Genomic DNA, 24,430 nt, shown 5'->3' with positions numbered 1-24,430 from the left:
ATTAAAGGTAAGTGTACTTATGGAATTTTCTGTTGAAAGTCTGGAAACCCCCGCGCTAACCAAAGCTTTTCTTGCTGAAATGCTGTTCGATCAACTAGGCCTAAACAAACGTGAAGCCAAGGACATGATTGATTCGTTTTTTGTTCTCGTCTCGGACAGCTTGGTTGACGGGAAAGATGTGAAAATTTCGGGTTTTGGAAACTTTCAGATTCGTACAAAATCGCCGCGTCCTGGCCGTAACCCTAGGACCGGCGAGGCAATACCTATTCAGGCGCGCAGGGTGGTTACTTTTCACGCCAGTCTCAAACTTAAAGATCAGATTCAGGGCGGAGCCTAAGTGCGCTGACAACTTCAAGGTGGCAAAAATCAGTGTCAATATCCTTTTCTATTGAGTTAATATGATTGAATTGTTTGGATTTAACCTGTCCAACAATCAAAGAAACCAGCTTGAACGCTACGTTTTTAAGCGCGTCTTCAAGCTCAATTAGATAATTTTTCCTCAACGTGCTGATGGATTTGATTAAACCCCTGCCCACTCTTCCTACTAAGCGTTATTTCACTATTGGCGAAGTTAGTGATTTGTGCGGAGTCAAAGCACATGTGCTTCGATACTGGGAGCAAGAGTTCACCCAATTGCGCCCTATGAAAAGGCGAGGTAATCGACGTTACTACCAACACCACGACGTTTTAATGATTCGTTGCATACGGGATTTGCTGTATGACCAAGGTTTCACTATCAGCGGCGCGCGAAACAAATTGATAGAGTTAGCTCAAACTCAAAATAATAAACACTCAAACGAAGCGCTATTGTTTGGCTCCCTTGACATCGGTCCTCGCGAAAAAACAGAGCAGCTTGCGCTTGAGGAAAAAATCGCTACAAATGATCTTTCGCCTCAATCTACACAGCATTTTCAAGCCGTTGAATTTTCATCAATAAGCATAGAGCCACATCGGCTAGAACTTCTGCGACAAGAGTTATTTGAAATCCGTGATTTGCTAAGTATTCGCTGCTAATACAAGCATTTGCACAGGCTATAATTATTATCTTCGGTGTGTGGCGCAGCCTGGTAGCGCACTTGCATGGGGTGCAAGGGGTAGGAGGTTCGAGTCCTCTCACACCGACCAATCAGATTAAGGACTTAGTTTCAAACGAGGCTAAGTCCTTTTTTATTGCTGGGTCTATTACGCTGAATACTTTGCAACCCTAGTGCAGGGAAAACAGGCTAACTTTGAATACCAAAAGGTTCACTGCCAGCGCAGCCGCAGCCGCAGCCGCAGGCATTGGACTATTGGCTGATTTAGTCGGCTCGACTTTGATAGCCTACATCACTAATTTTGAGTGGACTCTGCTGCTTATTAATTTGACTAGTTTCAAATCATTTCAGAACAGTCAATAAAGCGATAAGCAAGAATTAATTGAAAACTTACTGAAGGCTTAGATGTGCTTGACCATCGCTATGAGTCACTGGGCTTTTTAGTAAAAAATTAATAGGCTCAGGTTTGTGCAGAAAAAATCCTTGAGCGTAGTCGACACCAAGTTCCTTAATCCTCTCTAAAACCGGTGCTTTATCAACGTATTCGGCAATAGTTTTGATATTCATGACCTTGGCTAAATCCACAAAGCACCTCACAGCTACATCATCCAAAGCATCGTCAAGCAAGTTCGTAATAAATTGACCGTCGATCTTGAGGTAGTCCACACGTAGTCGTTTGAGAAATCCAAAAGATGACGCACCAGCGCCAAAGTCGTCCAGTGCGACGCTGATTCCTAATGCACGTACTTGTTCTATGAAAAGTGCAGCAGCAGCTAAATTGGTAACTGCTGCAGTTTCGGTTATCTCGAAGCATAAGCGTTTACAAAGAGTGGCTGGCAGCGTCACAAGATATTCCATAACACTTCGGTGAAAGGCCATATCGCCGACACTTTGACCGGATAAATTAATCGCAAGCAGCTGAATTGGGCTGTCTGAGCCCAAGGCCTTAAGCCAAGCGATCGAGCGGTTTAACACCCAACGGTCGATACGTGAAGCCAAGTGAAACCGTTCCGCTGCTGGTAAAAAAGCTGCCGGAGAAATGATAGAGCCGTTGTTGTCAAGCATACGCAGCAGCACTTCGGCGTGTATGCCTTGAGTATCGGCTTCTAAAGAATGTAATCGCTGGGCATAGAGTACAAACCGGTCCTCGTCTAGCGCCTGCTCAATTCGGCTTGTCCACTGCATTTCATGACGACGCTCTTTTATAGCTTGGTCGTTATCAATCCAAGTGTGAATTCTGTTACGACCACCTTCTTTAGCCGCGTAGCAGCAGGTGTCAGCCGCTTGCATCACTGAGATGGTGCTGGTGAAAGTATGACTCAGCTCGACTAGGCCGATGCTAGAGCTCACGCGAAAGCGTTTGCCGTCGTGATGTAGTCTGAACTCCCCTATATGGTCACAGACCTGCTGCGCCACACGCTGAGCTTGCTCGCCGCTGCAATGCTCCAAAATAATACCAAACTCGTCTCCGCCTAAACGCGCTAGGGTATCGCAGTCGCGAATAACAGCCCCCATCAAACTACTTATTTGTTTCAGTAATTGATCGCCTATCGTATGTCCGCATGCGTCGTTAACCAGTTTGAATTCGTCTAGATCTATATATAACAAGGTGTGAATACTGCCGTCTTCACTGGATTTTTCTAAAAGACGACTTAAGCGATCATCGAACTCACCACGATTGAACAAGCCAGTCAATTCATCATGGGTGGCGCGGTGTTTCATCTCACTAGCGAGGCGACGTTGCTCTGTAACATCACGAAAGACTACGACAGCGCCAAGTGCCACGCCTTGTGCATTGCGAATGGGCGCAGCAGAATGTTCAATTCCAAACTTTATGCCTTTGCGCGAAATTAATAATGTGTGGTTTAAAAGGCAGACGATCTGGTCTTGTTGGAGATAAGTCTCGATTGGATTTTTTAGCGGCAATCGCGTCTGCTCATCAATGATGTGAAAGACTTTCTTTAATGGACACCCGTGTGCTTCTAGAGCCCCCCATCCAGTCATTCTTTCCGCTACTGGATTGAGCCACGTGACTTCTCCTTTTGCATTTGTAGTTATGACTGCATCACCGATAGACTGCATGGTGATTCGAAGTAGCTCATTTTGTTCGACTAAGACAGCTTCGATTTCGCGTTCATGCGTTACGTCCCAACTTACACCAATAACTCGCTGAGCGGCTCCCGTGGCATCACGCTCTACGTGACCAAGTGTTTTGATAGTGTGAACACTTTTATCTGTCCAAATAATACGAAACTCCGCATCATATTGCTGTGCATTAATAATTGCTGTTTGAAATTTATTTTTAATTATTTTTCTATCATCCGGATGCAGATGGCGTGACGAAAGAGCTCTTGCACTAAGCGTGTCATCTTGCTCAACACCACATAAACGGTACATTAATTCATCCCACACTAGGGTATGTTTAAGCACGTCATATTCCCAAACACCCACGCCCCCCGCTGTTTTTGTCAGTTGCAGCATACGCTCGTGGATGTTTGCAATTAACTGGCGTGTTTTAACGGTCTCCGTTATTTCTTGAAATGCACCGATTAGACGTATGGGTTTAGTCAGTTCAAACTCAACAGAACCTATTGCTCTGACCCAGATTAAAGCGCCGTCCTTACGTATTAGTTGCAACTCTAAGTCCCAACCTTTGCCAGTCGAAATGGCGCTATCAATTGCGTTCGTGATGACAGAGCGCGAGTCTAGCGCGTAGTAGTGTATTGCCCCATCAAATGAAGGCGCGTAACCAGGCTCTTCGCCGTGAATACGACAGATCTCGTCAGACCAATAAACAGTGTTCGCTACTAGGTCTACCTCCCAACCGCCGACTCCAGCCATGCTGCCTGTACGGTCGAGGAAGAGCTTATTTTTACGCAGTTGTTCTTCAAAATTTTTACGTTGCGAAATATCGCGACTGACCGAAACATATCTCTCTACAGGGCCAGAGACACCTTTGAGTGGTGCCATCACGTTATCCACCCATTGCAGCTTTCCATTTTTTTTGCAGTATGAAATTTCACCTTGCCATGACTCACCTTGCTCTACTTTTAGCCACCTTTCTGCAAAAAGTGATTCGGGGTGTGAGCTTGAGTTCAACAAGTTGTGGTGTTGGCCTATTAACTCTGCGCGCGAGTAGCCATTGAAATCACAAAACGCGTCATTCACATCAGTTATGTGACCCGACAAATCGACCACCGCGACCATAAAGTGCTTTTTGATCATGCCTAACAAGGAGTGATTGGCGTATCCGACAAGAGACTGTTTCGTAATGTCTTTGACTGCTCCTACATAGCCAGTGTGCTTGCCTTGCGAATTCATAATCTTGCTCGCACTACTATGCACGACGCGAAGATCTCCTCCTATTGGCTGTATGCGGAACTCGGCATCAAATACTTCACCTTTCTCAGCAAAGGCCTGCCATTGTTCGAAAACTATTGGCGCATCTTCGGGATGGATGCTAGCGGCCCAGTTGGATCCAATACTTTGCTTTAATGAAATATTAAAAATCTTAAGCCAAGCGGCATTGTTGTAGGTGCAAATGCCTAGTAGATCAGTCGCAAAAATACCCATTGGCGAGGCGCTACTCAGATCTCGAAACTGTGCAGAATTAATCTCGTTGTTGCGAGCAGTGGCGCGCAACTCCATCAGCTGACTCGCAGTCTTAGCTAATTGCAATAGAACTTGCTTTTGATTTTGATTAAGCGTGCGCGGTTCACGGTCAAAAATGCAGAGCGTTCCCACACGTGCGCCACCAGACAAGACCAGAGGGGCACCAGCATAAAACTGAAAATGCGGATCGCCAAGAACTAAAGGGTTATCGTAAAACCGTTTATCTTTTAGGGCGTTTTTAACCTCAAGTAGACCATCTTGCAAAATCGTATGTGCACAAAATGCAATGTCTCGTGGCGTTTCCGTGAAATTAGAAAAGCCGAAATTTGATTTAAACCATTGGCGATGTTTATCGACAAGACTTATTAAGCACACAGGTACTTCACACACTAAAGCAGCCGCCTTGACTAAAGAGTCAAAACCTTCCTCAGCCTGCGAATCAAGAATTTCGAGCTGTTCAAGAGCTAGTAGGCGGTATTCTTCCGAATCCGGAACTGATGCAATGACCATAATAGCTATCCTTGAATTTATCCAAAAAATGATAAAAATAGATAATTTTTGATATATTCAGTGTACGCTTTTGGTTGGAAATGTGGCTATTTAATTCTGACTCGCAGAGCAATAAGTTTTATGGTCAGGCTCCACAACTCCGCCGGTCGTCTTATTACAGTTAGCTTCGGCCTAAAAAAAATTGTCATAAAACAAGCTAGCCTTAAGCTCAAACAGAACGTTAAGAAAACAAAAAATACGTCATTAAGTGTTCTTGGAATAAATGGATCAGGTGGTTTTATACACTGCGCTGATCGAACGCATTGCACCCTATTACTGCCGAGGACCGGGCGGCCACCATTTAGTTAGCAAACTATGCGGCGTATTCACTTCATGCAGCAGTGGTTTTCGCTCTCCGATCTCGCCATAAAAGAATTCTTCTTTGTCATACGGCTGTGCCGAAATTTTGCGCAGCCGCAAGCGTTTAGGCGTCTGTTCGACGAGCGTACCATTCTGCGTTTTCGCAACCATCTGTAGACCCACAAATTAGTCGCGTAAACCTTGAGTGTGGTGAATGCGATCCTGATTGCGTACGGCCTATTGCTCGAGACTGGTACGTAGGTAGATGGATGCCCGTTTGATTGCTTCGCCCTTGTTGACCAAGCACTCGCCCAGCTCGTGGCTATGTTTGCGCTGTCGAATTTGTTGAGTGTGCGCGAAAATTTAACGGGCACTTAAGCTTGAGTGAACCTAAAAACCGTGGCATGACCCTGTCAGCGTTGTAGGCCAGATTTTGTTTTGCTCTAGCTTTTGATGTTTTTCAAAAAAATCGGTTTTACACAAAGTTGCCCCGAAGAATTGGTCTTCAAATCACTTTGAGATTTCTCTCAAAAAGGCTGAATAACCGCTCCCAATGGCGTTCTGCAGCTGCTTTGTTGTAGATGCCCATTCGCAGCGGAAATACAAAGCCGTGTTCGACTGCCGGGTACCACTCTATTCGGTGTGGAGTACCGGATTTTTGAAGCGCATCCTGCAACTGTGCGATGTCCGCCGGAGGAGCCCACTTGTCAATCTCAGCGCAGGCAAAATAACTTTCACAATCAATCAGAGGCGCCATCAAGTGCGGTGAATCCGGTGCTTTTGTTGCCATATTGGCTCCGTGAATGGACGCAATACACTGTAAACGCTGAGGAAATGTGGCTGCGGCCCACATGACGAAGGGGCCACTCATGCAATAGCCTACTGCGCCAACACGGCGCGCATCAGCTTGTGGCTGTGTGCCAATAAACTCTAGCATTGCACCTGTGTCACAGGCTGTTGTGGCCGCATTGAGCGAACCCATCAAGGTGAACATTGCGGTCATTGCTGCTTCGGTTCGTTCTTGCAAGCAAAAATCGCGGTCGCGTCGGTAGTAAAGATTGGGCAAGACGACAAAATAACCTACGGCTGCAAAGCGCCGCGCCATATCGTGCAGCTCTTCACGCTTACCTAGGGCGTCCATATAAAACAGAATCACGGGATAAGGCCCGCCTTCGTCTGGATGAACCACAAAGGTGTTCATCAAACCGTCGGCTGTGTGGATATCAAAGTGATGTTCTATCATGTGGAGCATTTCTTGTGGCCTGCCATAAATTAGCTCAATCTTCAAATAACTCGAACTTCAGAGTACCACGAGCCGTACGTGATGCATTTGTAAGAACTAACTTGTTTTTTATTGCCTTGAGCATGAGGCTGAGACATAGATTTTTTCATTGGCACAAACTGATGGTTGCAATTTAAGCTTCGGTGAAAATTATTTTCACTTTTTTTTGTTTGTAGGTTGTCAAGTTTAATAATCGTTCAATCTGTATTTATTCATGCAGTCAACCATCTTTGAGTGACTCCAATCGCTAGACTTGTGGTGTAAAAATTGACTAATTTGCCACGCACACAATTATTTTTTTAAGAGAGCGTCATGCAATGTTTGCAATTGACTAGGAGATTAAGGCAATGGCTCTGTGCGCTGCACTCATCAAAATCAAGGCTTACATTACCAATTGGCTTAGTCTTTCTTTTAATGATGTTGAAGTCTTGAAAATTTACCGTCCAATGCTTGTATTTATTAAACCTTCACAAGTCTAAGTCGTGCAAATTCCTGCACGGCGTCATCCCGACTTTGATCAATCGCTTGGCTATCAATACCCTAGTCATTTGCGCGAAGCCATTGGTGATTTACCGTCTGCGCCCGGCGTTTATGTGTTCCACGGTGAAGAGGGTGATTTACCGCTTTACATCGGCAAAAGTGTTAACCTGCGCAGTCGGGTGCTTTCTCACCTGCGCAATGCAGAAGAAGCCAGTCTCTTAAGACAAACTCGCAGAATCAGTTTTATCCGCACTGTCGGAGAAATTGGTGCTCTTTTGTTAGAAGCCAGTTTGATTAAGCAGCAGCAGCCTTTGATAAACAAAAAACTAAGGCGAATTAAGCGACTTTGCTCGCTTCGAATCGTGCAAGGTTTGCCCGAGGTGGTTTACTCCAACGACCTTAACTTCGCGGCTGAGCCTATGTTGTATGGACTGTTTGCTAGCCGTCACTGAGCCCTTGAAATGCTGCGTAATCTTGCTGACAAACACAGCCTTTGTTATGCCGCCTTGGGACTGGAAAAGCTCAATCTTGGGCGCGCCTGCTTTCGTGCCATGCTCAAGCAATGCGCAGGCGTTTGCTGCGGCAATGAGAGCGAAGAGGCACACCGCATAAGACTCTTTACCAGCCTCGAGGGTTTACGCGTGAATTGCTGGCCTTATCCCGGCGCCATCGGCTTAATTGAGCGGGATGCTACTGACTGTCAAATCCATGTGATTCGCAATTGGTGTTATTTGGGTAGCGTAAGCAACGCAGCTGATGCGGTTAAATTGGATGTTGTAGCTGGCGGCTTCGATGCCGATAGTTACAAAATACTGTGTCAGCCGATTTTGAGCGGTGATGCAGAAATAATTCTTCTCTGAACGATCTTGGCGATCGCCTCGTTTGTCTTGTGCGTAGGTATTGGTCTTATTGCTAGGTATGAATAAATTTAAATCCGTTTGAATTTTTTTCGCTTTGTACAAGCGGTCGTGACGAAAGCAAAAGCGACGAAAATAATGTTTTAAATAAAAAGGTTTTTTTGTGAATCAAGCCCATGCCGAACTCATTGCTACTTACAAAAGGTCGCAAGCAGATGCTGCCCACAAGCTAAGTCTTATAAAGCTCGTCAATGCAAAAGGCCCCAAGGCGATTCAAGCGGCGGTTGATACGGCGGCAAAGGCCGTAAAACGCAGAGATTCGTTTGCATCAAAGCTTGCAAAATTAGGTGTTGATATAAATAGTTGAGTGATGAGGGGGTGTTGAGTTAGATGACTGGAGGCTGTGTCTGAGTGCCTCGCAAAAGTCAGAAAGTGTGCAGCTGTTGTCTAACCTCAAACTTAAAAAACCATATTCAAATTTTTTTTAATGAATTTTTTTAAAATATAGCTTTACAGTTTAGATATTGGGCCTGCGAAATATGTATTTGATGCTCCAATTGATGCCCAATTGACGTCAGAGCGAAATCATCGGCTAAAGACTACAGGAATGATGGAGATTTCATCCTGGCAAAAAGTTTGCCCTGATTGATAATATTTGAAGTTATTTAAGTCGTGATTATTTCGTACAGTGCATTTTCCTTTGCCTTGCGCATCATTTGACGCTCTATTTCGTCTGGCCTAAGCGCCGAACTTTATGGGGATTGACTTCCCTACAACCTCTTATTGATTGTCACCAAAGGTCCTCAGATCTTTCTAATGCATTCAACTCTACAGGACCTCTCCAATGAAAATTTCCAGTTCCATGCTGCTGGCAGCCCTTTGCCTGCCTCTGTTCGCCCATGCGGGCGAGCCGGCCTCTTGCAAAGCTGTGCGCTTTGCCGACGTAGGCTGGACAGACATCACGGTGACCACTGCATTGACCAGCACTGTTTTAAAGTCTTTGGGCTACACCACCACAACCGATTTGACCTCTGTTCCTGTGACTTACAAGTCGCTTGAGAACAATGACATCGACGTGTTTTTGGGCAATTGGATGCCGACAATGGAAGCCGATATCAAGGCCTACCGCGATAACGGCAGTGTAGAAACCGTGCGTGCTAATTTAGAAGGCGCTAAGTACACCTTGGCAGTTTCTGCCGAAGCTTACGAAGCTGGTTTAAAGACTTTCTCCGATATCGCCAAGTTTGAAGATAAGCTGGGTGGAAAAATCTACGGTATCGAGCCCGGTAACGACGGCAACCGTTTGATTCAAGGCATGATTGATAAAAACATGTTTGGACTGGGTAGCTTCAAAATTGTCGAGTCCAGCGAAGCGGGCATGCTTTCACAAGTGCAACGCGCTGAGCGTCGCAATAAATGGGTAGTGTTTCTGGGTTGGGAGCCGCATCCCATGAATAGCCGCTTCAAGATCAAATATCTTGAAGGCGGTGACGATGTGTTTGGCCCGAATTTAGGCGGCGCAACTATTTTCACCAACGTGCGCAAAGGCTACGTTCAAGAATGTGCCAACGTCGGCAAGCTGCTAACCAATTTGGCTTTTACCCTCAAGGCTGAGAATTTCTTGATGGATGCTGTGCTCAATGGTGACAAAACGCCAGCTCAAGCCGCCAAAGTCTGGCTCAAGGCCAACCCCATGGCCTTAGATGCTTGGTTATCTGGTGTCACCACTTTTGACGGTAAGCCAGGTTTGAAAGCCGTGAAAACTGCGCTTGCTAAATAAGACTAGCGCCGTAAAACCACAGCGTGCTGAGGGCCGCACGTTGGCAACTTCTTAGCGTCAAGGCGCTCCCGCCCACTCACGAAGCGCGAGTGGGCGATTTTTTTAAATATTATGAATAATTACAAAATTCCGCTGGGCGAGGTTATGGCTGACTTCGTTGATTGGCTGACTCTTCACGGGGCCGACTACTTTGATACTTTCGCCGACGTACTTGAAACCAGCATTCATACCGTCACAGACGGTTTGCTTTGGCTCAACCCGTTGGTGTTGATAGGCTTATTTGGTTTGTTGGCCCACCTAATCCAGCGTAAATGGATGCTGACCTTGTTTGTAGTCGCTTCATTTCTCTTGATTTTGAACTTAGGTTATTGGCAAGAAACAATAGAGACGTTGGCACAAGTGCTGTTCGCCACCTTTGTTTGTGTGCTGATAGGCGTACCGCTGGGTATTTATGCCGCACATAAACCGGTCTTTTATACGGTTATGCAACCACTGCTGGATCTGATGCAGACGGTGCCTACTTTTGTCTACTTGATTCCAACCTTGACTTTGTTTGGTTTGGGCGTTGTTCCAGGCTTAATTTCGACGGTCGTTTTTGCCGTCGCAGCACCTATTCGTCTGACCTATCTCGGCATTCATGATGTGCCTGCAGAACTCATGGACGCGGGCAAAGCCTTTGGCTGCTCACGCCATCAACTGTTAATGCGCATTGAGTTGCCGCATGCCATGCCGAGTATCTCGGCCGGTATAACGCAATGCATTATGTTGTCCTTGTCCATGGTGGTGGTGGCGGCTTTGGTTGGCGCTGACGGTCTTGGCAAACCGGTTGTGCGCGCTTTGAACACTGCAGATATTGCTGTTGGCTTTGAAGCCGGTCTGGCCATCGTGCTGCTAGCTATTATTCTTGACCGCGTTTGCAAGCAGCGCATACCCAGCCGGGGAGGTGCGCAATGAGCATGATCAATATTGAAAACGTAGACGTCGTTTTTTTCACCGCAGCCGAAAGTTGCGCTGGACTTGTTGGACCAAGGACTGACACGCGATGAGATTTTTAAGCAGACCGGACAAACCGTCGGTGTTCAAAACGCCAACCTAACCGTGCAGCGTGGCGAGATTTGCGTGCTGATGGGACTGTCGGGCTCAGGTAAATCGAGTTTGCTGCGTTGTATTAACGGTTTAAATACCGTCAGCCGCGGCCGGCTACTAATTGAGCATGAAGGCGCTGAAGTTGATATCGCCAACTGCTCGGCCGCTATGCTTAAAGCTATGCGCACCAAGCGTATCGCCATGGTGTTTCAAAAGTTCGCTTTAATGCCTTGGCTGACAGTAGCGGAGAACATTAGCTTCGGTCTAGAAATGCAAGGTCGCCCGTCCGCCGAGCGTAAAAAAACTGGTCAACGAAAAGCTAGAGTTGGTGAGCTTGACGCAAGTGGCGAGACAAGCGACCGGACGAGTTGTCCGGCGGCATGCAACAGCGCGTGGGCTTGGCGCGTGCGTTGGCAATGGATGCTGATATTTTGTTAATGGATGAGCCTTTCTCGGCACTTGATCCTTTAATCCGCCAAGGCTTACAGAACGAGTTGCTGGAACTGCAACACAAGCTAAACAAGACCATAGTGTTTGTCAGCCACGACTTAGATGAGGCGCTAAAGATAGGCACTCATATTGCCATCATGAAAGGTGGAGTGATTGTTCAGCGGGGCAAGCCGGAAGAAATTGTTTTAAGTCCAGCTGACGACTATGTGCGTTCATTCGTCGCGCATTACCAATCCCTTGAATGTGCTCAGCGGCCATAGCTTGATGCGTCCGATTGAGGCTTGTGATACTCAAGGCGGCGAGATTTGTCTCGATGATCAAGGAGACATATGGCTCACGCTAAATCAGCAAGGAGGGCTTGAGCGCTTGCGCCGTGGCGATCGAGTGTTGCCTCCGCAATCTTGGACAAGCGGTGAGCCATTGGAGGCTTTGCAATCGCTGCCTACATTGGTGAATGCCGATATCGGCATGCGTGACGCGGTTCAAATTCGCTACCAAACCGGTCAAAAAATAATGCTGCGTCAAGGAGATAAGGTGGTCGGTATTCTCGGTGACCGCGAGCTCTACCACGCCTTGCTAGGCAAAGCCATGGGCTGATGACCCACATGCCGGTCGGCATCCCCTTACCGGCATCCATCGATTTAATTTTTTAGGAGGCCTGAGATGCCCGCAATTTCAATTCAACAACTTTATATCCACGGTGCGCGCGTAGACGCCACCAGCGGTGAAGTCTTTACAACCCTGAATCCTGCCACTGGCGAAGTTTTAGCGCAGGTACAAGCTGCGTCGCAACAAGACGTAGAACGAGCCGTTGCCAGCGCCACAAAAGGTCAGCGTGTGTGGGCCGCTTTTACGGCGATGGAGCGCAGCCGAGTGCTGCGCCGGGCGGTCGAGATTTTGCGTGAACGCAACGATGAACTCGCAGATTTAGAAACCTTAGATACCGGTAAACCCGTGTCTGAAAACTCGCTTTGTAGATATTGTGACCGGCGCCGATGTGCTGGAGTATTACGCTGGCCTAGCGCCCAGTATTGAAGGCCTACAAGTGCCGCTGCGCGCTAACTCTTTTGTCTACACCCGCCGCGAGCCATTAGGCGTTGTGGCTGGTATTGGCGCATGGAATTACCCGATACAAATCGCGCTTTGGAAATCGGCGCCAGCATTGGCTGCTGGCAACGCCATGGTCTTCAAACCCAGTGAGTTCACGCCACTGAGCACTTTAAAGTTGGCTGAAATCTACACCGAAGCGGGTCTGCCAGATGGCGTATTTAACGTACTCAATGGTCCCGGTGCCAGCGTAGGCACTTGGCTGACGGAACACGCTGGTATTGAGAAAATTTCCTTTACCGGTGGCACTGTAACGGGCAAAAAAGTGATGGCCAGCGCGTCTAGCTCTACGCTGAAAGAAGTGACTATGGAGTTAGGCGGTAAGTCGCCTCTGATCGTGTTTGCCGATGCCGATTTGGACAGAGCCGCCGACGTAGCCATGATGGCCAACTTCTATAGTTCAGGCCAGGTCTGCACCAACGCAACCCGAGTGTTCGTGCATCAATCCGTTAAAGCCAGTTTTGAAAGCAAAGTACTAGAACGCGTACGCCGTATTCGCATGGGCGATCCGCAAGTCATGGATACCAATTTTGGTCCGTTAGTGAGCGCGGCTCACATGGCAAACGTGCTGCGTTACATCAAATTGGGCAAGTCCCAAGGCGCCAAACTGCTGATTGGTGGCGAGCGCGAAATGAGTGGCGTATTGGGACAAGGCTCTTTTGTGCAAGCGACGGTTTTTTACGGATTGCAGTGATGACATGACCATGGTCAAGGAAGAGGTTTTTGGCCCAGTCATGTGTATTTTGGGCTTTGAAGATGAAGCCGAGGTTATTTTCCGAGCCAACAACACACCTTACGGTCTAGCCGCAGGCTTGATGACTGCCGACCTTAATCGTGCGCACCGCGTGATTCATCAACTAGATGCTGGAATTTGCTGGATTAATACATGGGGCGAATCCGCCGCCGAGATGCCAGTGGGCGGCTATAAACAGTCCGGCGTTGGACGCGAAAACGGTCAGGAGACCTTGCGCCACTACACCCGTAACAAGTCTATTCAAGTAGAACTGGGTGATTACGCCTCGGTGTTTTAAATGCTCAAGCTATCGCAGAAAGAATTAACACTATGACTAAACAAGCTCAATACGACTACATCATTATTGGCGCAGGCTCAGCCGGTAATGTGCTGGCCGCACGTCTGAGCGAAGACGCTGACGTTAGCGTGCTGCTGCTAGAAGCTGGCGCCCAGACTACCGGTTTGATTTCCGCACCCAAATGCCAGCTGCTTTAGCTTTTCCGCTGCAAGGCAAGCGCTATAACTGGGCCTATGAAACTGAACCCGAACCGCATATGGGCAACCGCCGCATGGAGTGCGGGTCGCGGCAAGGGCTTAGGCGGCTCATCTCTCATTAACGGCATGTGCTACATACGCGGCAACGCCATGGACTATGACGGTTGGGCGCAACGCGCTGGACTAGAGGACTGGTCTTACGCCGATTGCCTGCCGTATTTTAGAAAAGCCGAAACGCGCGATATTGGCGCTAATGACTATCACGGGGACAGCGGTCCATTAAGCGTGACCACTCCGAAAGGCGGGCAACAACGTTTTGTTTGAAAGCGATGTGCGAAGCCGGTGTGCAAGCGGGCTATCCGCGCACCGACGATCTGAACGGTTATCAGCAAGAGGGTTTTGGTCCCATGGACCGAACGAACGACGCCAGAAGGTCGGCGTGCCAGCACCTCGCGTGGTTACTTAGATCAGGCCAAAACACCGGCCTAACTTAACCATAGTCACGCATGCGGTGACTGACCGTATTATTTTTTCTGGTCTGCGTGCTGTAGGCGTGGCCTATCTACACAAAGATCAACCGCAGAACGTCAGTGCTAAGCGCGAAGTCTTGTTGTGCTCTGGCGCAATTGCTTCACCGCAGATTCTGCAGCGCTTCTGGTGTTGGTCCCGGCGACTTATTGCGTGGTCTCGACATAGCCGTCATTCATGACTTGCCGGGTGTTGGCGCTAATTTGCAGGACCACTTAGAGGTCTACCAGCAATATGAATGTCTTCAACCAGTCTCTGTAGTGGATTCTCTCAAACTAATGAATCAGCCTGCGATTGGCGCGCAATGGTTGTTTCTTAAACAGCGGCATGGGTGCCAGTAACCAGTTTGAAGCCGGTGGATTTATTCGCTCATCTGAGAAGTTTGATTGGCCGAATATTCAGTACCATTTTTTTGCCGATAGCTATCAACTACAACGGTAGCAAACCAATTAAGGTTCATGGGCTTTCAGGGGCGCATATGGGTTCCATGCGTTCACCTAGCCGAGGTCATGTTCACCTGCGCTCAAAAGACCCACATGATCACCCCAGCATTTTGTTTAACTACATGTCGAACCGAGCAAAGACTGGACTGAATTTCGCACCGGGATTCGGATCACCCGTGAGATCATGCGCCAGCCTGCGATGGCGGCTTACACCGGTAAAGAAATCAGCCCGGGTGAGGGCGTGCAGACCGATGCTGAGTTGGATGAATTTGTGCGTCAAAACGCCGAGACTTCCTACCATCCTTGCGGCAGCAATGCCATGGGCTATGACGACATGGCCGTGGTTGATGCGCAGGGCCGTGTGCACGGAAATACAAGCTCTGCGTGTGGTGGACGCGTCCATCATGCCGCAGATTGTCACTGGCAACTTTAAATGCTCCCACTGTCATGATTGCGGAGAAAAATTGCAGACCTCATCCGCGGACGTTCACCGTTGCAGCGTAGCCAAGCGGCTTACTTTAAAGTTGAACCTATGTCGCTAACGCATTCTTGATCGGTAGCGCTTGCATCATTTTTATGACGTTTGTCAATAAACCGCTTCGCAATGCAAAAAGCCCGCCAAGGCGGGCTTTTATTCTTAGGCGCTAAGAATTACTTAGCAGCAGATGCTTTAGCAGCAGGAGCGGCTTCAGCTTTTGCTTTTTTAGCGGCAGCTTTTTCTTCTTTAGTCATTTTTGGTGCTTTAGCTGGCTTTTCAGCTTAGCCATCGAAGATTTTGCCATTGGAGCGGCTTCGGCTTTAGCCATTGGAGCAGCTTCAGCTTTAACAGCTGGAGCAGCCATTGCTTTTGCAGGAGCAGCAGCAGCAGAAGCTTTAACAGCAGGAGCTTGTGCAAAATGCACCAGCAGCAAACAGACCAGAGATCAAGACAGCAAGGATTTTTGTTCATTTGGATATTTCCTGAAATAACGTTGTTAGAAAAAAACTACTTCGAAATTTCGAAGCTGTTAATGTAAACGAGGTCAGTTCTCATTCGGTTGACAGCCGGTGTACATATTTTTTTACTGTTTGTGTTTACGACTAGAATTTATAAGTTATCACTGAAAACTGCTAGAAAGCGGAATGAACATGTACTCCGCTCAGGCTAACTGGAGACTCGCACATGTATCAGCATATAAAGGTTCCTGCACAGGGCCAAAAAATCACGGTTAACGCCGACAATTCACTTCAATGTGCCTAATGAGCCAATCATTCCCTTCATCGAAGGCGATGGCACTGGCGTAGACATAACCCCTGTGATGATCAAAGTGGTTGATGCCGTTGTTGCCAAGGCTTATGCCGGTAAGAAAAAAAATTCATTGGATGGAAGTTTTCGCTGGCGAAAAGTCAACCAAAGTCTATGGCCCTGACGTTTGGCTACCGGAAGAAACCCTTAGCGCAGTGCGCGACTACGTTGTCTCGATTAAAGGTCCTTTGACCACTCCTGTAGGCGGCGGTATCCGTAGCCTTAACGTAGCCTTACGTCAGCAGCTCGATTTGTTCGTTTGCTTGCGCCCAATCCAGTATTTCGCTGGCGTGCCTTCGCCCGTCAAAGAGCCGCATAAAACCAATATGGTCATTCTTCCGTGAAAATTCGGAAGACATCTATGCAGGTATCGAATTTGAGTCTGGCAGCGACAAAGCTAAAAAGCTGATTAAGTTCCTGCAAGATGAGATGGGCGTGACTAAGATCCGTTTTCCAGAAACTTCAGGCATTGGCATTAAACCCAGTCTCCAGCGAAGGTACTGAGCGTTTGATGCGCAAAGCCATTCAATATGCTATCGACAATGACAAGCCAAGCGTGACCATTGTGCACAAGGGCAACATTCATGAAATTCACCGAAGGTGGTTTCCGTGATTGGGCTTACGCACTGGCACAAACTGAATTTGGCGCTGAATTGATTGACGGTGGCCCATGGTGCCAGTTCAAAAATCCAAAGACTGGTAAAGAAATCATCATCAAGGACGTAATTGCTGATGCATTTTTGCAGCAAATTTTGTTGCGTCCATCCGAGTACAGCGTGATTGCCACGCTCAACCTCAATGGCGACTATGTCTCTGATGCCTTGGCAGCCCAAGTTGCGGCATTGGCATTGCTCCCGGTGCAAACTTGAGCGACACCATCGCCATGTTTGAAGCCACGCACGGTACTGCACCAAAATACGCAGGTAAAGACTATGTGAATCCAGGCTCACTCATCTTGTCGGCCGAAATGATGCTGCGCCACATGGGTTGGACAGAAGCTGCTGACTTGATGATCAAGTCCATGGAACGTTCAATTAACTCCAAGAAAGTCACCTATGACTTTGCTCGCCTCATGGAAGGCGCTACCCAAGTTAGCTGCTCCGGTTTCGGCGACGTCATGATTGATCATCTGTAATTTTCCCGGTCTGCTCTGCAGTCCAACCGCCCGGAAGTAGTTTCCGCGGCGGTTTTTTTTGGCCTCATGATGCGTAATTCTTTTTTGTTAAATCTTGCTAGCTCAAAAGCCTTGAATTAGTTTAGATCAGCATCAGCTGTATCCTTAACCTACATCACCCCACACTATGCACAGTACTTTGGCGATGGATAGAATGATTTTTATGGTAACCAAACCCCCCAAGACTCCAACGCCACCTTCTGTGCCGCTTACTAAACCCGATGATGGGCGCGGTGGTGACGCAGTTGTACTCGAGCGTTTACCGCTTAAGACTCAGCCCCCTCAGATGTACCAAGTGGTACTCCTCAACGACGACTACACCCCTATGGAGTTCGTTGTGATGGTGATTCAGGAATTTTTTAATAAGGACATGGAAACTGCGACGCAGATCATGCTCAAAATTCATCTAGATGGCAAAGGAATATGCGGTGTGTGTTTTCGCGCGATGTTGCGGCTACCAAAGTTGACCAAGTTACCGAAGCGTCTTTTCACCAGTTCTGTTGCGTAGCCGCGTTTGGTCGGGCCTAATGCGTCGATATTCCACTCACCCGCATCGCGGTCGTTAGTGGCGACAAAGGTTGGCTCGCCGCCCATGGTTAGGCGTACATCACCGGCGAGTAAATCACGGTCGACTGCCTCGCCAAGGGCTAACACATCAGCCCATTGCGCCTCGGTGTATGGCATGGTGACACGTGGGGATTCAAAAATACGCTGCACACCCATATGGTGTGCGAACTCAACTTCAGACTCATCTACGCCGCCTTCGATAGGCGCTGCGCTTGATGGGTCTGGCGTGCAAGCCAGTGGGATGTGACCTTCGCCCGCCATCAGGCCAGAAGTGGGGTCTAGTCCAACCCAACCTGCGCCTGGCAAAAATACTTCGCACCAAGCATGTAGGTCGGTGAAGTCGGCTTCTGCGCCGCTAGGGCCATCAAGCGACTTGACGTCGGCTTTGAGTTGAATCAGGTAGCCCGAGACAAAGCGCGCGGCTAGGCCTAAGTGGCGAAACAATTGCACCATTAGCCAGCCGGTATCGCGGCATGAACCGCAGGCCAATGTGAGCGTTTCTTCTGGTGTTTGCACGCCCGGTTCCATGCGTATGGAGTAGGCAATTGCTTGCTGCAGGCCTTGGTTGACGCTGACTAAAAATCATTGGTTCGCCTAGGCGTTAAATCAATTTTGTCTAAATATGCTTGCAGCAGCGGCGTTGCGGGTTCGGTGACCAAATAGGGCGCGAGTTCTTTTTGCATCGCGCTTTGGTACTTGAAGGGGAACTCTTCAGCCTCAGGCTCTAGGAAAAAGTCAAACGGGTTGAGCACCACCATGTCGACCACCATGTCGACCGTGACTTTGAATTCGCGTGTTGGCTTGGCAAACACCAGCCTTGCTTGGTAGTTGGCAAAGGGATCTTGTTGCCAATTGATGAAGTGGTCTAGCGGCTCAATCTTGAGCGAGTAAGAAAGTATTTGTGTACGGCTGTGAGGCGCGGGCCGCAGTCTGACAATTTGTGGGCCCAAAGTGACGAGTCGGTCGTATTTGTAATGGGTGATATGGCTAAGGGCAACGTGAATGGACAAGGCAATCTCGCTTTTCAGGGTTTAACGGGCACGTGGAAAACGCTGGGGCTGGTTTTGGTGGGCCGGGCGCTGAACAAAGTAACAAAACATTGTATTGACGCATCGCTTGCGTGCCGGATTGAGGGTTTTTTATTTAGTACAACTGTAGCAAGAGCTGGGCCATCAGTTTGTATTCGGCCAATTTTGATTTATTGTCTGCCAGCTAAGCCCAAACGGGTCGCACTAATTCAAGCTGGAACACTTGTGTGAGGCTGCTCTTTAATCAACTTTTATGCTCTGCATTTTGCGCAACAGCACATTTGGGTAAGACCTTTTTGTCTTTGTTCGGTCTGATCGCAGGTGTGATGTTGCAGCTTAGGCAAGCTAGCCTTTTTGAGGTCAACGTTTACCTCGCCAACCTAGTTTTTGCGGCGCTGTCGTTGCTATGGCTTTGCTGGCTGCAAAGGCGGGGCAACCCTAGGGCTGGGCCAGCGTTGGCGTTGTCTTGGGCTTTGTCGCTGGCAGTGTGTTTAGCGCTAAGTTTTGGGCTGACGGGTTTGCGTAGCGTTATTTTTCTTCGCACTGCACTCAATCCAGCGCTGGAGGGCAAGGATATTGTGGTGACGGGCCTCGTCCAAGCCATGCCTGAAGTGTCAGAAGACGCACTGCGTTTTCGCTTTCAGACAGAGACGGCTCTGCTGGCCGGTCAGCCAGTGCAATTGCCAGCGCAAATTTATGTAGGCTGGTACAGCGGTTTTGGTCTAGGTCAGTTTGCTGTGCCTGCGCAAGCTGGATCTAACTCCTCTAATTCCATTAGCACCCCTAGCTTTCTATTGCCAGAAACTCTGTTCGAGCTGGAACAACAACCCCAAGTGCTAAGGGCTGGTGAGCGCTGGCGCATGACGCTGCGCTTAAAAGCTCCTCACGGCGCGAGCAACCCTTACGGCTTTGACTATGAACTCTGGCTATGGGAGCAAAACTTGCAAGCCAGCGCTTATGTGCGTGCAGGTCTGCGTGACGTTGCGCCACAAAAAATCAGCGACAGTTGGGCCCATCCGGTGGAGCGGGCGCGCCAGTCGGTGCGGGAGGCTATTTTTGAGCGCGTGGCAGATCGTCAACTCGCGGGTATGTTGGCGGCGCTTGTCGTGGGCGATCAGGGCGCTATAGATCAACACGACTGGGCGGTGTTTAGGGCTACCGGCGTGGCGCATTTAATGAGTATTTCGGGTCTACACATCACCATGTTCGCTTGGCTGGCGGCGCGCCTTATCAACGCTTTGTGGAAGCGCTCTGCGCAACTAGGCTGGCGACTTTGTCTGTGGCTGGCGGCACCCACTGCGGGTGCGTTCGGCGGCTTGGGGCTGGCTGCCCTGTATGCCTTATTTTCGGGTTGGGGTGTGCCGGCTCAGCGCACCATACTTATGTTGGCTACTGTGATGCTGCTTCGCTTAAGTGCACGCCAATGGCCATGGCCTTTGGTTTGGTTGTTGGCCATGGCGCTGGTGTTGATGTTTGATCCATGGGCCTTGATGCAAGCTGGGTTTTGGCTTTCTTTTGTTGCCGTTGGCGTGTTGTTCGCCAGCGATCCCGAATCGGGCGCTGTAAGGCCAAGGCAGACAAATACGCAAACTACAGACCTCTGCGTAAGATCAATTTGGGGACGTGGATACTTATGTGTTGTTGGCTTTATTAAGTCAACCTTGGCGGGGCTGGCCAAGGCCGCGCGCGAGCAGTGGGTGGTTACGCTGGCGCTTACGCCGCTCTCACTGTTGCTGTTTAACCAAGTTTCGGTGCTCGGCTTGCTGGCTAATGCGTTGGCGATTCCATGGGTGACATTGGTGCTCACGCCCTTGGCTATGCTGGGTGTGCTGTGGTCACCGCTCTGGGATGCTGCAGCCCTTGCAGCCAGTGCGTTAGCGCTTTATTTGCAGTGGCTAGCTAGCTGGTCATGGGCCAGTATTAACGTTGCGGCTGCTCCTTTGTGGTGCGCAGTAGCCGGTGTGATGGGAGGCTTGCTGATGGCCATGAAGCTGCCTTGGCATTGGCGCGGTTTAGGTTTGCCTTTAATGCTACCGGTGCTGTTATGGCAACCAGTACGCCCAAATACTGGGCAGTTTGACGTGCTTGGTGCTGACATCGGTCAGGGCAATGCTTTGTTGGTGCGAACCCAACACCACAGTCTTGTTTATGACAGCGGGCCGCGCTTTTCGCGCGAAAGCGATGCCGGCAATCGGGTTTTAGTGCCACTGCTCAGAGCGTTGGGTGAACGCATCGACATGCTGGTGCTTAGCCACCGCGACATTGATCATTCTGGTGGTGCAGCGGCAATTCTGACGATGCAGCCTCAGGCTAGTTTGCTCAGCTCGATTGAGGATGGCCATACACTGCAGGCCTTACGCCCTGCAAAGCGTTGCCAAACAGGTCAGCACTGGCGCTGGGATGGGGTGGATTTCGAAATTCTCAATCCACTGCCAATTGATTACGCGCAAAGCCTTAAACCAAATGCCATGAGTTGTGTGTTGCGCGTCTCGAATGGTGTGAACAGCGCTTTGTTAACCGGTGATATGGAGGTGGCGCAGGAACGTCGCTTACTCAGTGATTCGCTCTCAAAGTCAAACTCAAGGCTGACTTTTTGCTAGTACCCCACCATGGCAGTAAGACCTCGTCTAGTGCTGCTTTCCTTGATGCTGTTCAGGCGCCGTTGGCGCTGGCTCAAACGGGTTATCGCAACCGTTTTGGTCACCCGCGAGCAGTGTGATTGCAGCGTTACGAGGATCGCGGTATGCAAGTTTTTCGCTACACCTCGTGTGGCGCAGCTTTGTGGCGTAGCAGTCAGCCTTTGCAGATATTGTGTCAGCGTCAATTAGAGCCGCATTATTGGCAGCATCAAGTGCCTATGCAGGAATTGATTGCTAAACCATTAATACGATCCGATTGACGTGAAGTTGATCGCACCACCGAGGGTGAACCCCTAGGTGTTTAGGCCATAGAGTCATTAAGCTGTAAGCCTTGTTGGCATTGACTTGTCAGAGGTTTCCGATAGTAAAAAAAAATAGTTGGGCTTAAAGCTTTGGCATACAAATTGCAGGCTAAAGTCGAGGGAAAACCTGCCTAAACAACCCCGTTGGATAAAAAGGACATGAGTCAGATGTTTGATGAAATGAATGCAAGCGCAGACAGTGTTAGAGCGCACTACCAAGGTTATCAACGCTGGCTTTTGCGCCAACCGCAGGACACCATGAAGGCCAAGCGCGCTGAAGCTGAGATGATTTTTCGACGTGTCGGCATAACCTTCGCTGTTTATGGCGCAAAAGATGAAGATGGCTCTGGTACAGAGCGACTAATACCGTTCGACTTGATACCTCGCATCATTCCATCCCATGAGTGGGTCAGCATGGAAAAAGGCTTGATACAGCGCACCACAGCATTAAATCGTTTTATCCACGACGTCTACCACGATCAAGAAATTCTCAAGGCCGGTATTGTGCCTTCCGAGCAGATTTTCCAAAATGCTCAGTTCCGACCTGAAATGATGGGTGTTGATGTACCGAACAATGTCTACTCGCAAATTAGCGGTATCGATATTGTTCGCGCACCAGACGCCAACCGGCGTAGGCGAATACTATGTGCTGGAAGACAATTTGCGCGTGCCTAGCGGCGTGAGCTACATGCTGGAAAACCGCAAAATGATGATGCGTCTGTTTCCTGATTTATTCAGCGAAAACAGCGTCGCTCCAGTAGCCCACTATCCCGACATGTTGTTAGAGACGCTGCGCGCTTCAGCACCACCGGCAACCGCCGACCCAACTGTGGTTGTGCTTACCCCAGGCATGTATAACTCGGCGTATTTTGAACATGCGTTTTTAGCCCAACAAATGGGTGTTGAATTAGTTGAAGGTCAGGACTTATTCGTCAAAGATAACTTCGTATATATGCGCACAACGCGCGGACCCAAACGTGTTGACGTGATTTACCGCAGGCTCGATGACGACTTCCTCGACCCACTGGCATTTAGGCCAAGTTCCACTTTAGGTTGCGCCGGCCTGCTCAACGTTTATCGCAGCGGCAATGTGGCTTTGTGCAACGCGATAGGCACGGGTATAGCTGACGACAAGTCCATCTATCCCTATGTGCCCAAAATGATTGAGTTTTATCTCGGCGAAAAACCCATTCTTAAAAATGTGCCCACTTTTATGTGCCGCAACACGGAAGACCTCAAATACACCTTGGCCAACCTGAAAGATTTGGTCGTCAAAGAAGTGCATGGAGCAGGTGGCTATGGCATGTTGGTGGGCCTGCTTCGACGGCAGCAGAAATTGAGGAGTTTTCGCGCCGCTCTGCTGGCCAACCCGTCCGGTTACATCGCTCAACCAACGCTGAGTTTATCGACTTGTCCAACTTATGTTGAAAGCGGTATTGCGCCACGCCATCTGGACTTAAGGCCTTTTGTGCTGAGTGGTAAAGACGTGCAAATCGTGCCGGGTGGCCTGACTCGGGTGGCACTCAAAGAAGGCTCTTTGGTGGTGAATTCCTCCCAAGGTGGTGGCACAAAAGACACTTGGGTGATAGAGGCTGGCGCTAGTTTGCCGGCCATGAATCCAATGACACCGATGTCCTCCATGCCGCCTATGCCAGCCATGGCACCCACCACGACACAAGCTCAAAGCTAAGGATTTAGACCATGCTTTCACGCACTGCCGACCATTTATTTTGGATGTCCCGTTACACCGAGCGCGCTGAAAACACCGCTCGTATGCTCGACGTCAACTATCAGACTTCTTTGTTGCCCCAATCCGCCGCTGTCGCTCAAGTCGGCTGGGAAGGTTTGCTCACGATTAGCGAACTCACGCCAAGTTATGCCGCCAAATACGGCAAAAAAATCATTCCGCGCGATGTGATGGATTTCATGGTGAGGGATGAGAAAAACTCCTCAAGCATCATCTCTTGCCTGAAAAATGCCAGAGAAAACGCACGCGCCGTACGCGGCACCTTGACGACAGAAGTCTGGGAGACCGAGAACCAGACCTATTTGGAAGTCTCACGCATGCTCAAGGGCAGTGATTTTGAGCGTGACCCAGCGCAATTTTTTTGAATGGGTCAAGTTTCGCTCTCACTTGTCGCGTGGCGTCACCATGGGCACTATGCTGCAAGATGAAGCGTTTCACTTTTTGCGTCTCGGCACATTTTTAGAGCGCGCTGACAACACCGCAAGATTGGTGGATGTCAAATTCAACGCCGTGCATGGTGACTTTTTTGGTGTCGATAATGCCCACGGTCAGGAATATGATTTTTATCACTGGAGTGCGATTTTGCGCAGCGTTTCTGCGTTTGAGGTCTACCGTAAGGTTTATCGCGATGTGATCAAGCCGGAATGCGTGGCCGAATTGCTGATATTGCGCCCAGATATGCCGCGCTCGCTGCTAGGTTGTTTAAATGAAGTCATTACCAATTTGGCGTTGGTCACGAATGACACGTTTAGCGAGACTCAACGCCGTGCTGGAAAATTACGCGCCGATCTGCAATATGCCCGCATCGACGAAATTTTGGCAACCGGATTACATGCCTTTTTGACACAATTTTTAGACCGTGTCAACGAGTTGGGTGCACACATTAGCCGTGAATTTTTTGGTGCCGGTGACGGCTTGAGTATTATTTTTCAAGTGGCTATAAATCATATGC

At 49.0% G+C, this 24,430-nt stretch carries 21 protein-coding genes, 1 tRNA gene and 7 pseudogenes; 25 read left to right on the top strand and 4 right to left on the bottom strand.

Translation table 11 applies throughout. The features are described from left to right. Positions 1 to 19 precede the first annotated feature (19 nt). The 3 genes from HC248_RS09785 (at position 20) to HC248_RS09775 (ending at position 1,125) form a co-directional block, all read left to right on the top strand. Positions 20 to 337 (top strand): integration host factor subunit alpha, encoded by a 318-nt coding sequence (locus tag HC248_RS09785; protein WP_168922307.1) that lies wholly within the window; start codon positions 20 to 22, stop codon positions 335 to 337. A gap of 179 nt (positions 338 to 516) precedes the next feature. Next, complete coding sequence (locus HC248_RS09780) at positions 517 to 1,014, top strand: MerR family transcriptional regulator (protein WP_168923773.1); 498 nt, start codon at positions 517 to 519, stop codon at positions 1,012 to 1,014. A 34-nt stretch (positions 1,015 to 1,048) separates the two neighbouring features. Further along, a tRNA-Pro gene (locus HC248_RS09775) sits at positions 1,049 to 1,125 on the top strand. Between the two features lie 299 nt (positions 1,126 to 1,424). Here HC248_RS09775 and HC248_RS09770 read toward each other — a convergent pair. Both HC248_RS09770 and HC248_RS09760 read right to left on the bottom strand, forming a co-directional pair. Continuing rightward, positions 1,425 to 5,156, bottom strand: a complete 3,732-nt coding sequence (locus HC248_RS09770) for an EAL domain-containing protein (RefSeq protein WP_168922264.1) — start codon at positions 5,154 to 5,156, stop codon at positions 1,425 to 1,427. An 844-nt stretch (positions 5,157 to 6,000) separates the two neighbouring features. After that, positions 6,001 to 6,738 carry a dienelactone hydrolase family protein gene (locus tag HC248_RS09760; protein ID WP_168922262.1) on the bottom strand — a complete coding sequence of 246 codons (738 nt, stop codon included), beginning with the start codon at positions 6,736 to 6,738 and terminating at the stop codon, positions 6,001 to 6,003. Positions 6,739 to 7,259: 521 nt separating this feature from the next. Here HC248_RS09760 and HC248_RS17705 point away from each other — a divergent pair. From HC248_RS17705 to HC248_RS09720, 15 genes and pseudogenes are all read left to right on the top strand, one after another. Next, entirely contained in the window at positions 7,260 to 7,709 is a 450-nt protein-coding gene (locus HC248_RS17705) for a hypothetical protein (protein ID WP_238342590.1), read from the top strand. Positions 7,710 to 7,718: 9 nt separating this feature from the next. Further along, entirely contained in the window at positions 7,719 to 8,117 is a 399-nt protein-coding gene (locus HC248_RS17700) for a hypothetical protein (protein WP_238342589.1), read from the top strand. A gap of 160 nt (positions 8,118 to 8,277) precedes the next feature. Beyond that, complete coding sequence (locus HC248_RS09750) at positions 8,278 to 8,481, top strand: hypothetical protein (RefSeq protein WP_168922261.1); 204 nt, start codon at positions 8,278 to 8,280, stop codon at positions 8,479 to 8,481. 477 nt (positions 8,482 to 8,958) lie between these two features. Next, positions 8,959 to 9,894, top strand: coding sequence for a choline ABC transporter substrate-binding protein (locus tag HC248_RS09745; protein WP_168922260.1), 936 nt, complete (start codon positions 8,959 to 8,961; stop codon positions 9,892 to 9,894). 111 nt (positions 9,895 to 10,005) lie between these two features. After that, positions 10,006 to 10,848 carry a choline ABC transporter permease subunit gene (gene choW / locus HC248_RS09740; RefSeq protein WP_202882356.1) on the top strand — a complete coding sequence of 281 codons (843 nt, stop codon included), beginning with the start codon at positions 10,006 to 10,008 and terminating at the stop codon, positions 10,846 to 10,848. Between the two features lie 63 nt (positions 10,849 to 10,911). After that, on the top strand, positions 10,912 to 11,418 hold the full coding sequence (locus HC248_RS17825) for an ATP-binding cassette domain-containing protein (RefSeq protein WP_202882361.1): 507 nt from the start codon (positions 10,912 to 10,914) through the stop codon (positions 11,416 to 11,418). Further along, positions 11,361 to 11,690: an ATP-binding cassette domain-containing protein gene (locus tag HC248_RS17820; protein WP_202882360.1), complete on the top strand. Its 330-nt coding sequence runs from the start codon at positions 11,361 to 11,363 to the stop codon at positions 11,688 to 11,690. The genes HC248_RS17825 and HC248_RS17820 overlap by 58 nt, the downstream gene beginning before the upstream one ends. Beyond that, positions 11,635 to 12,027, top strand: coding sequence for a hypothetical protein (locus HC248_RS17485; RefSeq protein ID WP_202882359.1), 393 nt, complete (start codon positions 11,635 to 11,637; stop codon positions 12,025 to 12,027). The genes HC248_RS17820 and HC248_RS17485 overlap by 56 nt, the downstream gene beginning before the upstream one ends. A gap of 66 nt (positions 12,028 to 12,093) precedes the next feature. Continuing rightward, positions 12,094 to 13,568, top strand: a pseudogene (betB, locus tag HC248_RS09730) (betaine-aldehyde dehydrogenase). Between the two features lie 32 nt (positions 13,569 to 13,600). After that, a complete protein-coding gene (locus tag HC248_RS17900; protein ID WP_337778941.1) occupies positions 13,601 to 13,765 on the top strand; it encodes an NAD(P)-binding protein in 165 nt (54 codons plus the stop codon). 36 nt (positions 13,766 to 13,801) lie between these two features. After that, positions 13,802 to 14,089 (top strand): GMC family oxidoreductase N-terminal domain-containing protein, encoded by a 288-nt coding sequence (locus HC248_RS17895; protein WP_337778940.1) that lies wholly within the window; start codon positions 13,802 to 13,804, stop codon positions 14,087 to 14,089. Positions 14,090 to 14,276: 187 nt separating this feature from the next. After that, entirely contained in the window at positions 14,277 to 14,474 is a 198-nt protein-coding gene (locus HC248_RS17685; RefSeq protein WP_238342595.1) for a GMC family oxidoreductase N-terminal domain-containing protein, read from the top strand. After that, positions 14,443 to 14,634, top strand: a complete 192-nt coding sequence (locus tag HC248_RS17680; protein WP_238342594.1) for a hypothetical protein — start codon at positions 14,443 to 14,445, stop codon at positions 14,632 to 14,634. Before HC248_RS17685 ends, HC248_RS17680 begins: the two co-directional genes overlap by 32 nt. A 250-nt stretch (positions 14,635 to 14,884) precedes the next feature. Continuing rightward, positions 14,885 to 15,169, top strand: a pseudogene (locus HC248_RS17675) (GMC oxidoreductase); the annotation flags it as partial. A 171-nt stretch (positions 15,170 to 15,340) separates the two neighbouring features. After that, entirely contained in the window at positions 15,341 to 15,499 is a 159-nt protein-coding gene (locus HC248_RS09720) for a hypothetical protein (RefSeq protein WP_168922320.1), read from the top strand. On the opposite strand, the gene HC248_RS09715 is transcribed toward HC248_RS09720, so the two are convergent. Next, positions 15,491 to 15,685 carry a hypothetical protein gene (locus HC248_RS09715; RefSeq protein WP_168920681.1) on the bottom strand — a complete coding sequence of 65 codons (195 nt, stop codon included), beginning with the start codon at positions 15,683 to 15,685 and terminating at the stop codon, positions 15,491 to 15,493. The two genes, HC248_RS09720 and HC248_RS09715, sit on opposite strands and share 9 nt — an antisense overlap. A gap of 365 nt (positions 15,686 to 16,050) precedes the next feature. On the opposite strand from HC248_RS09715, the gene HC248_RS17985 reads away from it, so the two are divergent. The 4 genes and pseudogenes from HC248_RS17985 to clpS all read left to right on the top strand — a co-directional run bounded on the left by HC248_RS17985 (position 16,051) and on the right by clpS (position 17,723). Then, a complete protein-coding gene (locus tag HC248_RS17985) occupies positions 16,051 to 16,365 on the top strand; it encodes an isocitrate/isopropylmalate family dehydrogenase (protein ID WP_420371983.1) in 315 nt (104 codons plus the stop codon). Positions 16,366 to 16,490: 125 nt separating this feature from the next. After that, positions 16,491 to 16,634 (top strand): isocitrate/isopropylmalate family dehydrogenase, encoded by a 144-nt coding sequence (locus HC248_RS17980; protein ID WP_420371982.1) that lies wholly within the window; start codon positions 16,491 to 16,493, stop codon positions 16,632 to 16,634. After that, positions 16,606 to 17,156, top strand: a pseudogene (locus HC248_RS17975) (isocitrate/isopropylmalate family dehydrogenase). The gene HC248_RS17980 and the pseudogene HC248_RS17975 overlap by 29 nt, the downstream one beginning before the upstream one ends. 202 nt (positions 17,157 to 17,358) lie before the next feature. Then, positions 17,359 to 17,723: pseudogene (gene clpS, locus HC248_RS09705) on the top strand (ATP-dependent Clp protease adapter ClpS). On the opposite strand, the pseudogene HC248_RS09700 reads toward clpS, so the two are convergent. Further along, positions 17,679 to 18,772: pseudogene (locus HC248_RS09700) on the bottom strand (transglutaminase family protein); the annotation flags it as partial. The pseudogenes clpS and HC248_RS09700 sit on opposite strands and share 45 nt — an antisense overlap. 299 nt (positions 18,773 to 19,071) lie before the next feature. On the opposite strand from HC248_RS09700, the gene HC248_RS09695 reads away from it, so the two are divergent. The 3 genes and pseudogenes from HC248_RS09695 to HC248_RS09685 all read left to right on the top strand — a co-directional run. Then, entirely contained in the window at positions 19,072 to 21,390 is a 2,319-nt protein-coding gene (locus tag HC248_RS09695; protein WP_337778939.1) for a DNA internalization-related competence protein ComEC/Rec2, read from the top strand. Between the two features lie 500 nt (positions 21,391 to 21,890). Further along, positions 21,891 to 23,421: pseudogene (locus HC248_RS09690) on the top strand (circularly permuted type 2 ATP-grasp protein). 11 nt (positions 23,422 to 23,432) lie between these two features. Further along, positions 23,433 to 24,375 (top strand): annotated as a pseudogene (locus tag HC248_RS09685) (alpha-E domain-containing protein); the annotation flags it as partial. Positions 24,376 to 24,430: the final 55 nt, after the last annotated feature.

The sequence above is a fragment of the Polaromonas vacuolata genome, from assembly GCF_012584515.1.
Taxonomy (GTDB): domain Bacteria; phylum Pseudomonadota; class Gammaproteobacteria; order Burkholderiales; family Burkholderiaceae_C; genus Polaromonas; species Polaromonas vacuolata.
This window is presented reverse-complemented; position numbering and strand designations above follow the sequence as displayed.

Coding starts and splice junctions, on each gene's coding strand:
- HC248_RS09785 (WP_168922307.1), top strand. CDS start 20: ATGGAATTTTCTGTTGAAAGTCTGGAAACCCCCGCGCTAACCAAAGCT.
- HC248_RS09770 (WP_168922264.1), bottom strand. CDS start 5,156: ATGGTCATTGCATCAGTTCCGGATTCGGAAGAATACCGCCTACTAGCT.
- HC248_RS09760 (WP_168922262.1), bottom strand. CDS start 6,738: ATGATAGAACATCACTTTGATATCCACACAGCCGACGGTTTGATGAAC.
- HC248_RS17700 (WP_238342589.1), top strand. CDS start 7,719: ATGCTGCGTAATCTTGCTGACAAACACAGCCTTTGTTATGCCGCCTTG.
- HC248_RS09745 (WP_168922260.1), top strand. CDS start 8,959: ATGAAAATTTCCAGTTCCATGCTGCTGGCAGCCCTTTGCCTGCCTCTG.
- choW (WP_202882356.1), top strand. CDS start 10,006: ATGAATAATTACAAAATTCCGCTGGGCGAGGTTATGGCTGACTTCGTT.
- HC248_RS17820 (WP_202882360.1), top strand. CDS start 11,361: ATGCAACAGCGCGTGGGCTTGGCGCGTGCGTTGGCAATGGATGCTGAT.
- HC248_RS17485 (WP_202882359.1), top strand. CDS start 11,635: ATGTGCGTTCATTCGTCGCGCATTACCAATCCCTTGAATGTGCTCAGC.
- HC248_RS17900 (WP_337778941.1), top strand. CDS start 13,601: ATGACTAAACAAGCTCAATACGACTACATCATTATTGGCGCAGGCTCA.
- HC248_RS17895 (WP_337778940.1), top strand. CDS start 13,802: ATGAAACTGAACCCGAACCGCATATGGGCAACCGCCGCATGGAGTGCG.
- HC248_RS09720 (WP_168922320.1), top strand. CDS start 15,341: ATGCAAAAAGCCCGCCAAGGCGGGCTTTTATTCTTAGGCGCTAAGAAT.
- HC248_RS09715 (WP_168920681.1), bottom strand. CDS start 15,685: ATGAACAAAAATCCTTGCTGTCTTGATCTCTGGTCTGTTTGCTGCTGG.
- HC248_RS17985 (WP_420371983.1), top strand. CDS start 16,051: ATGCCGTTGTTGCCAAGGCTTATGCCGGTAAGAAAAAAAATTCATTGG.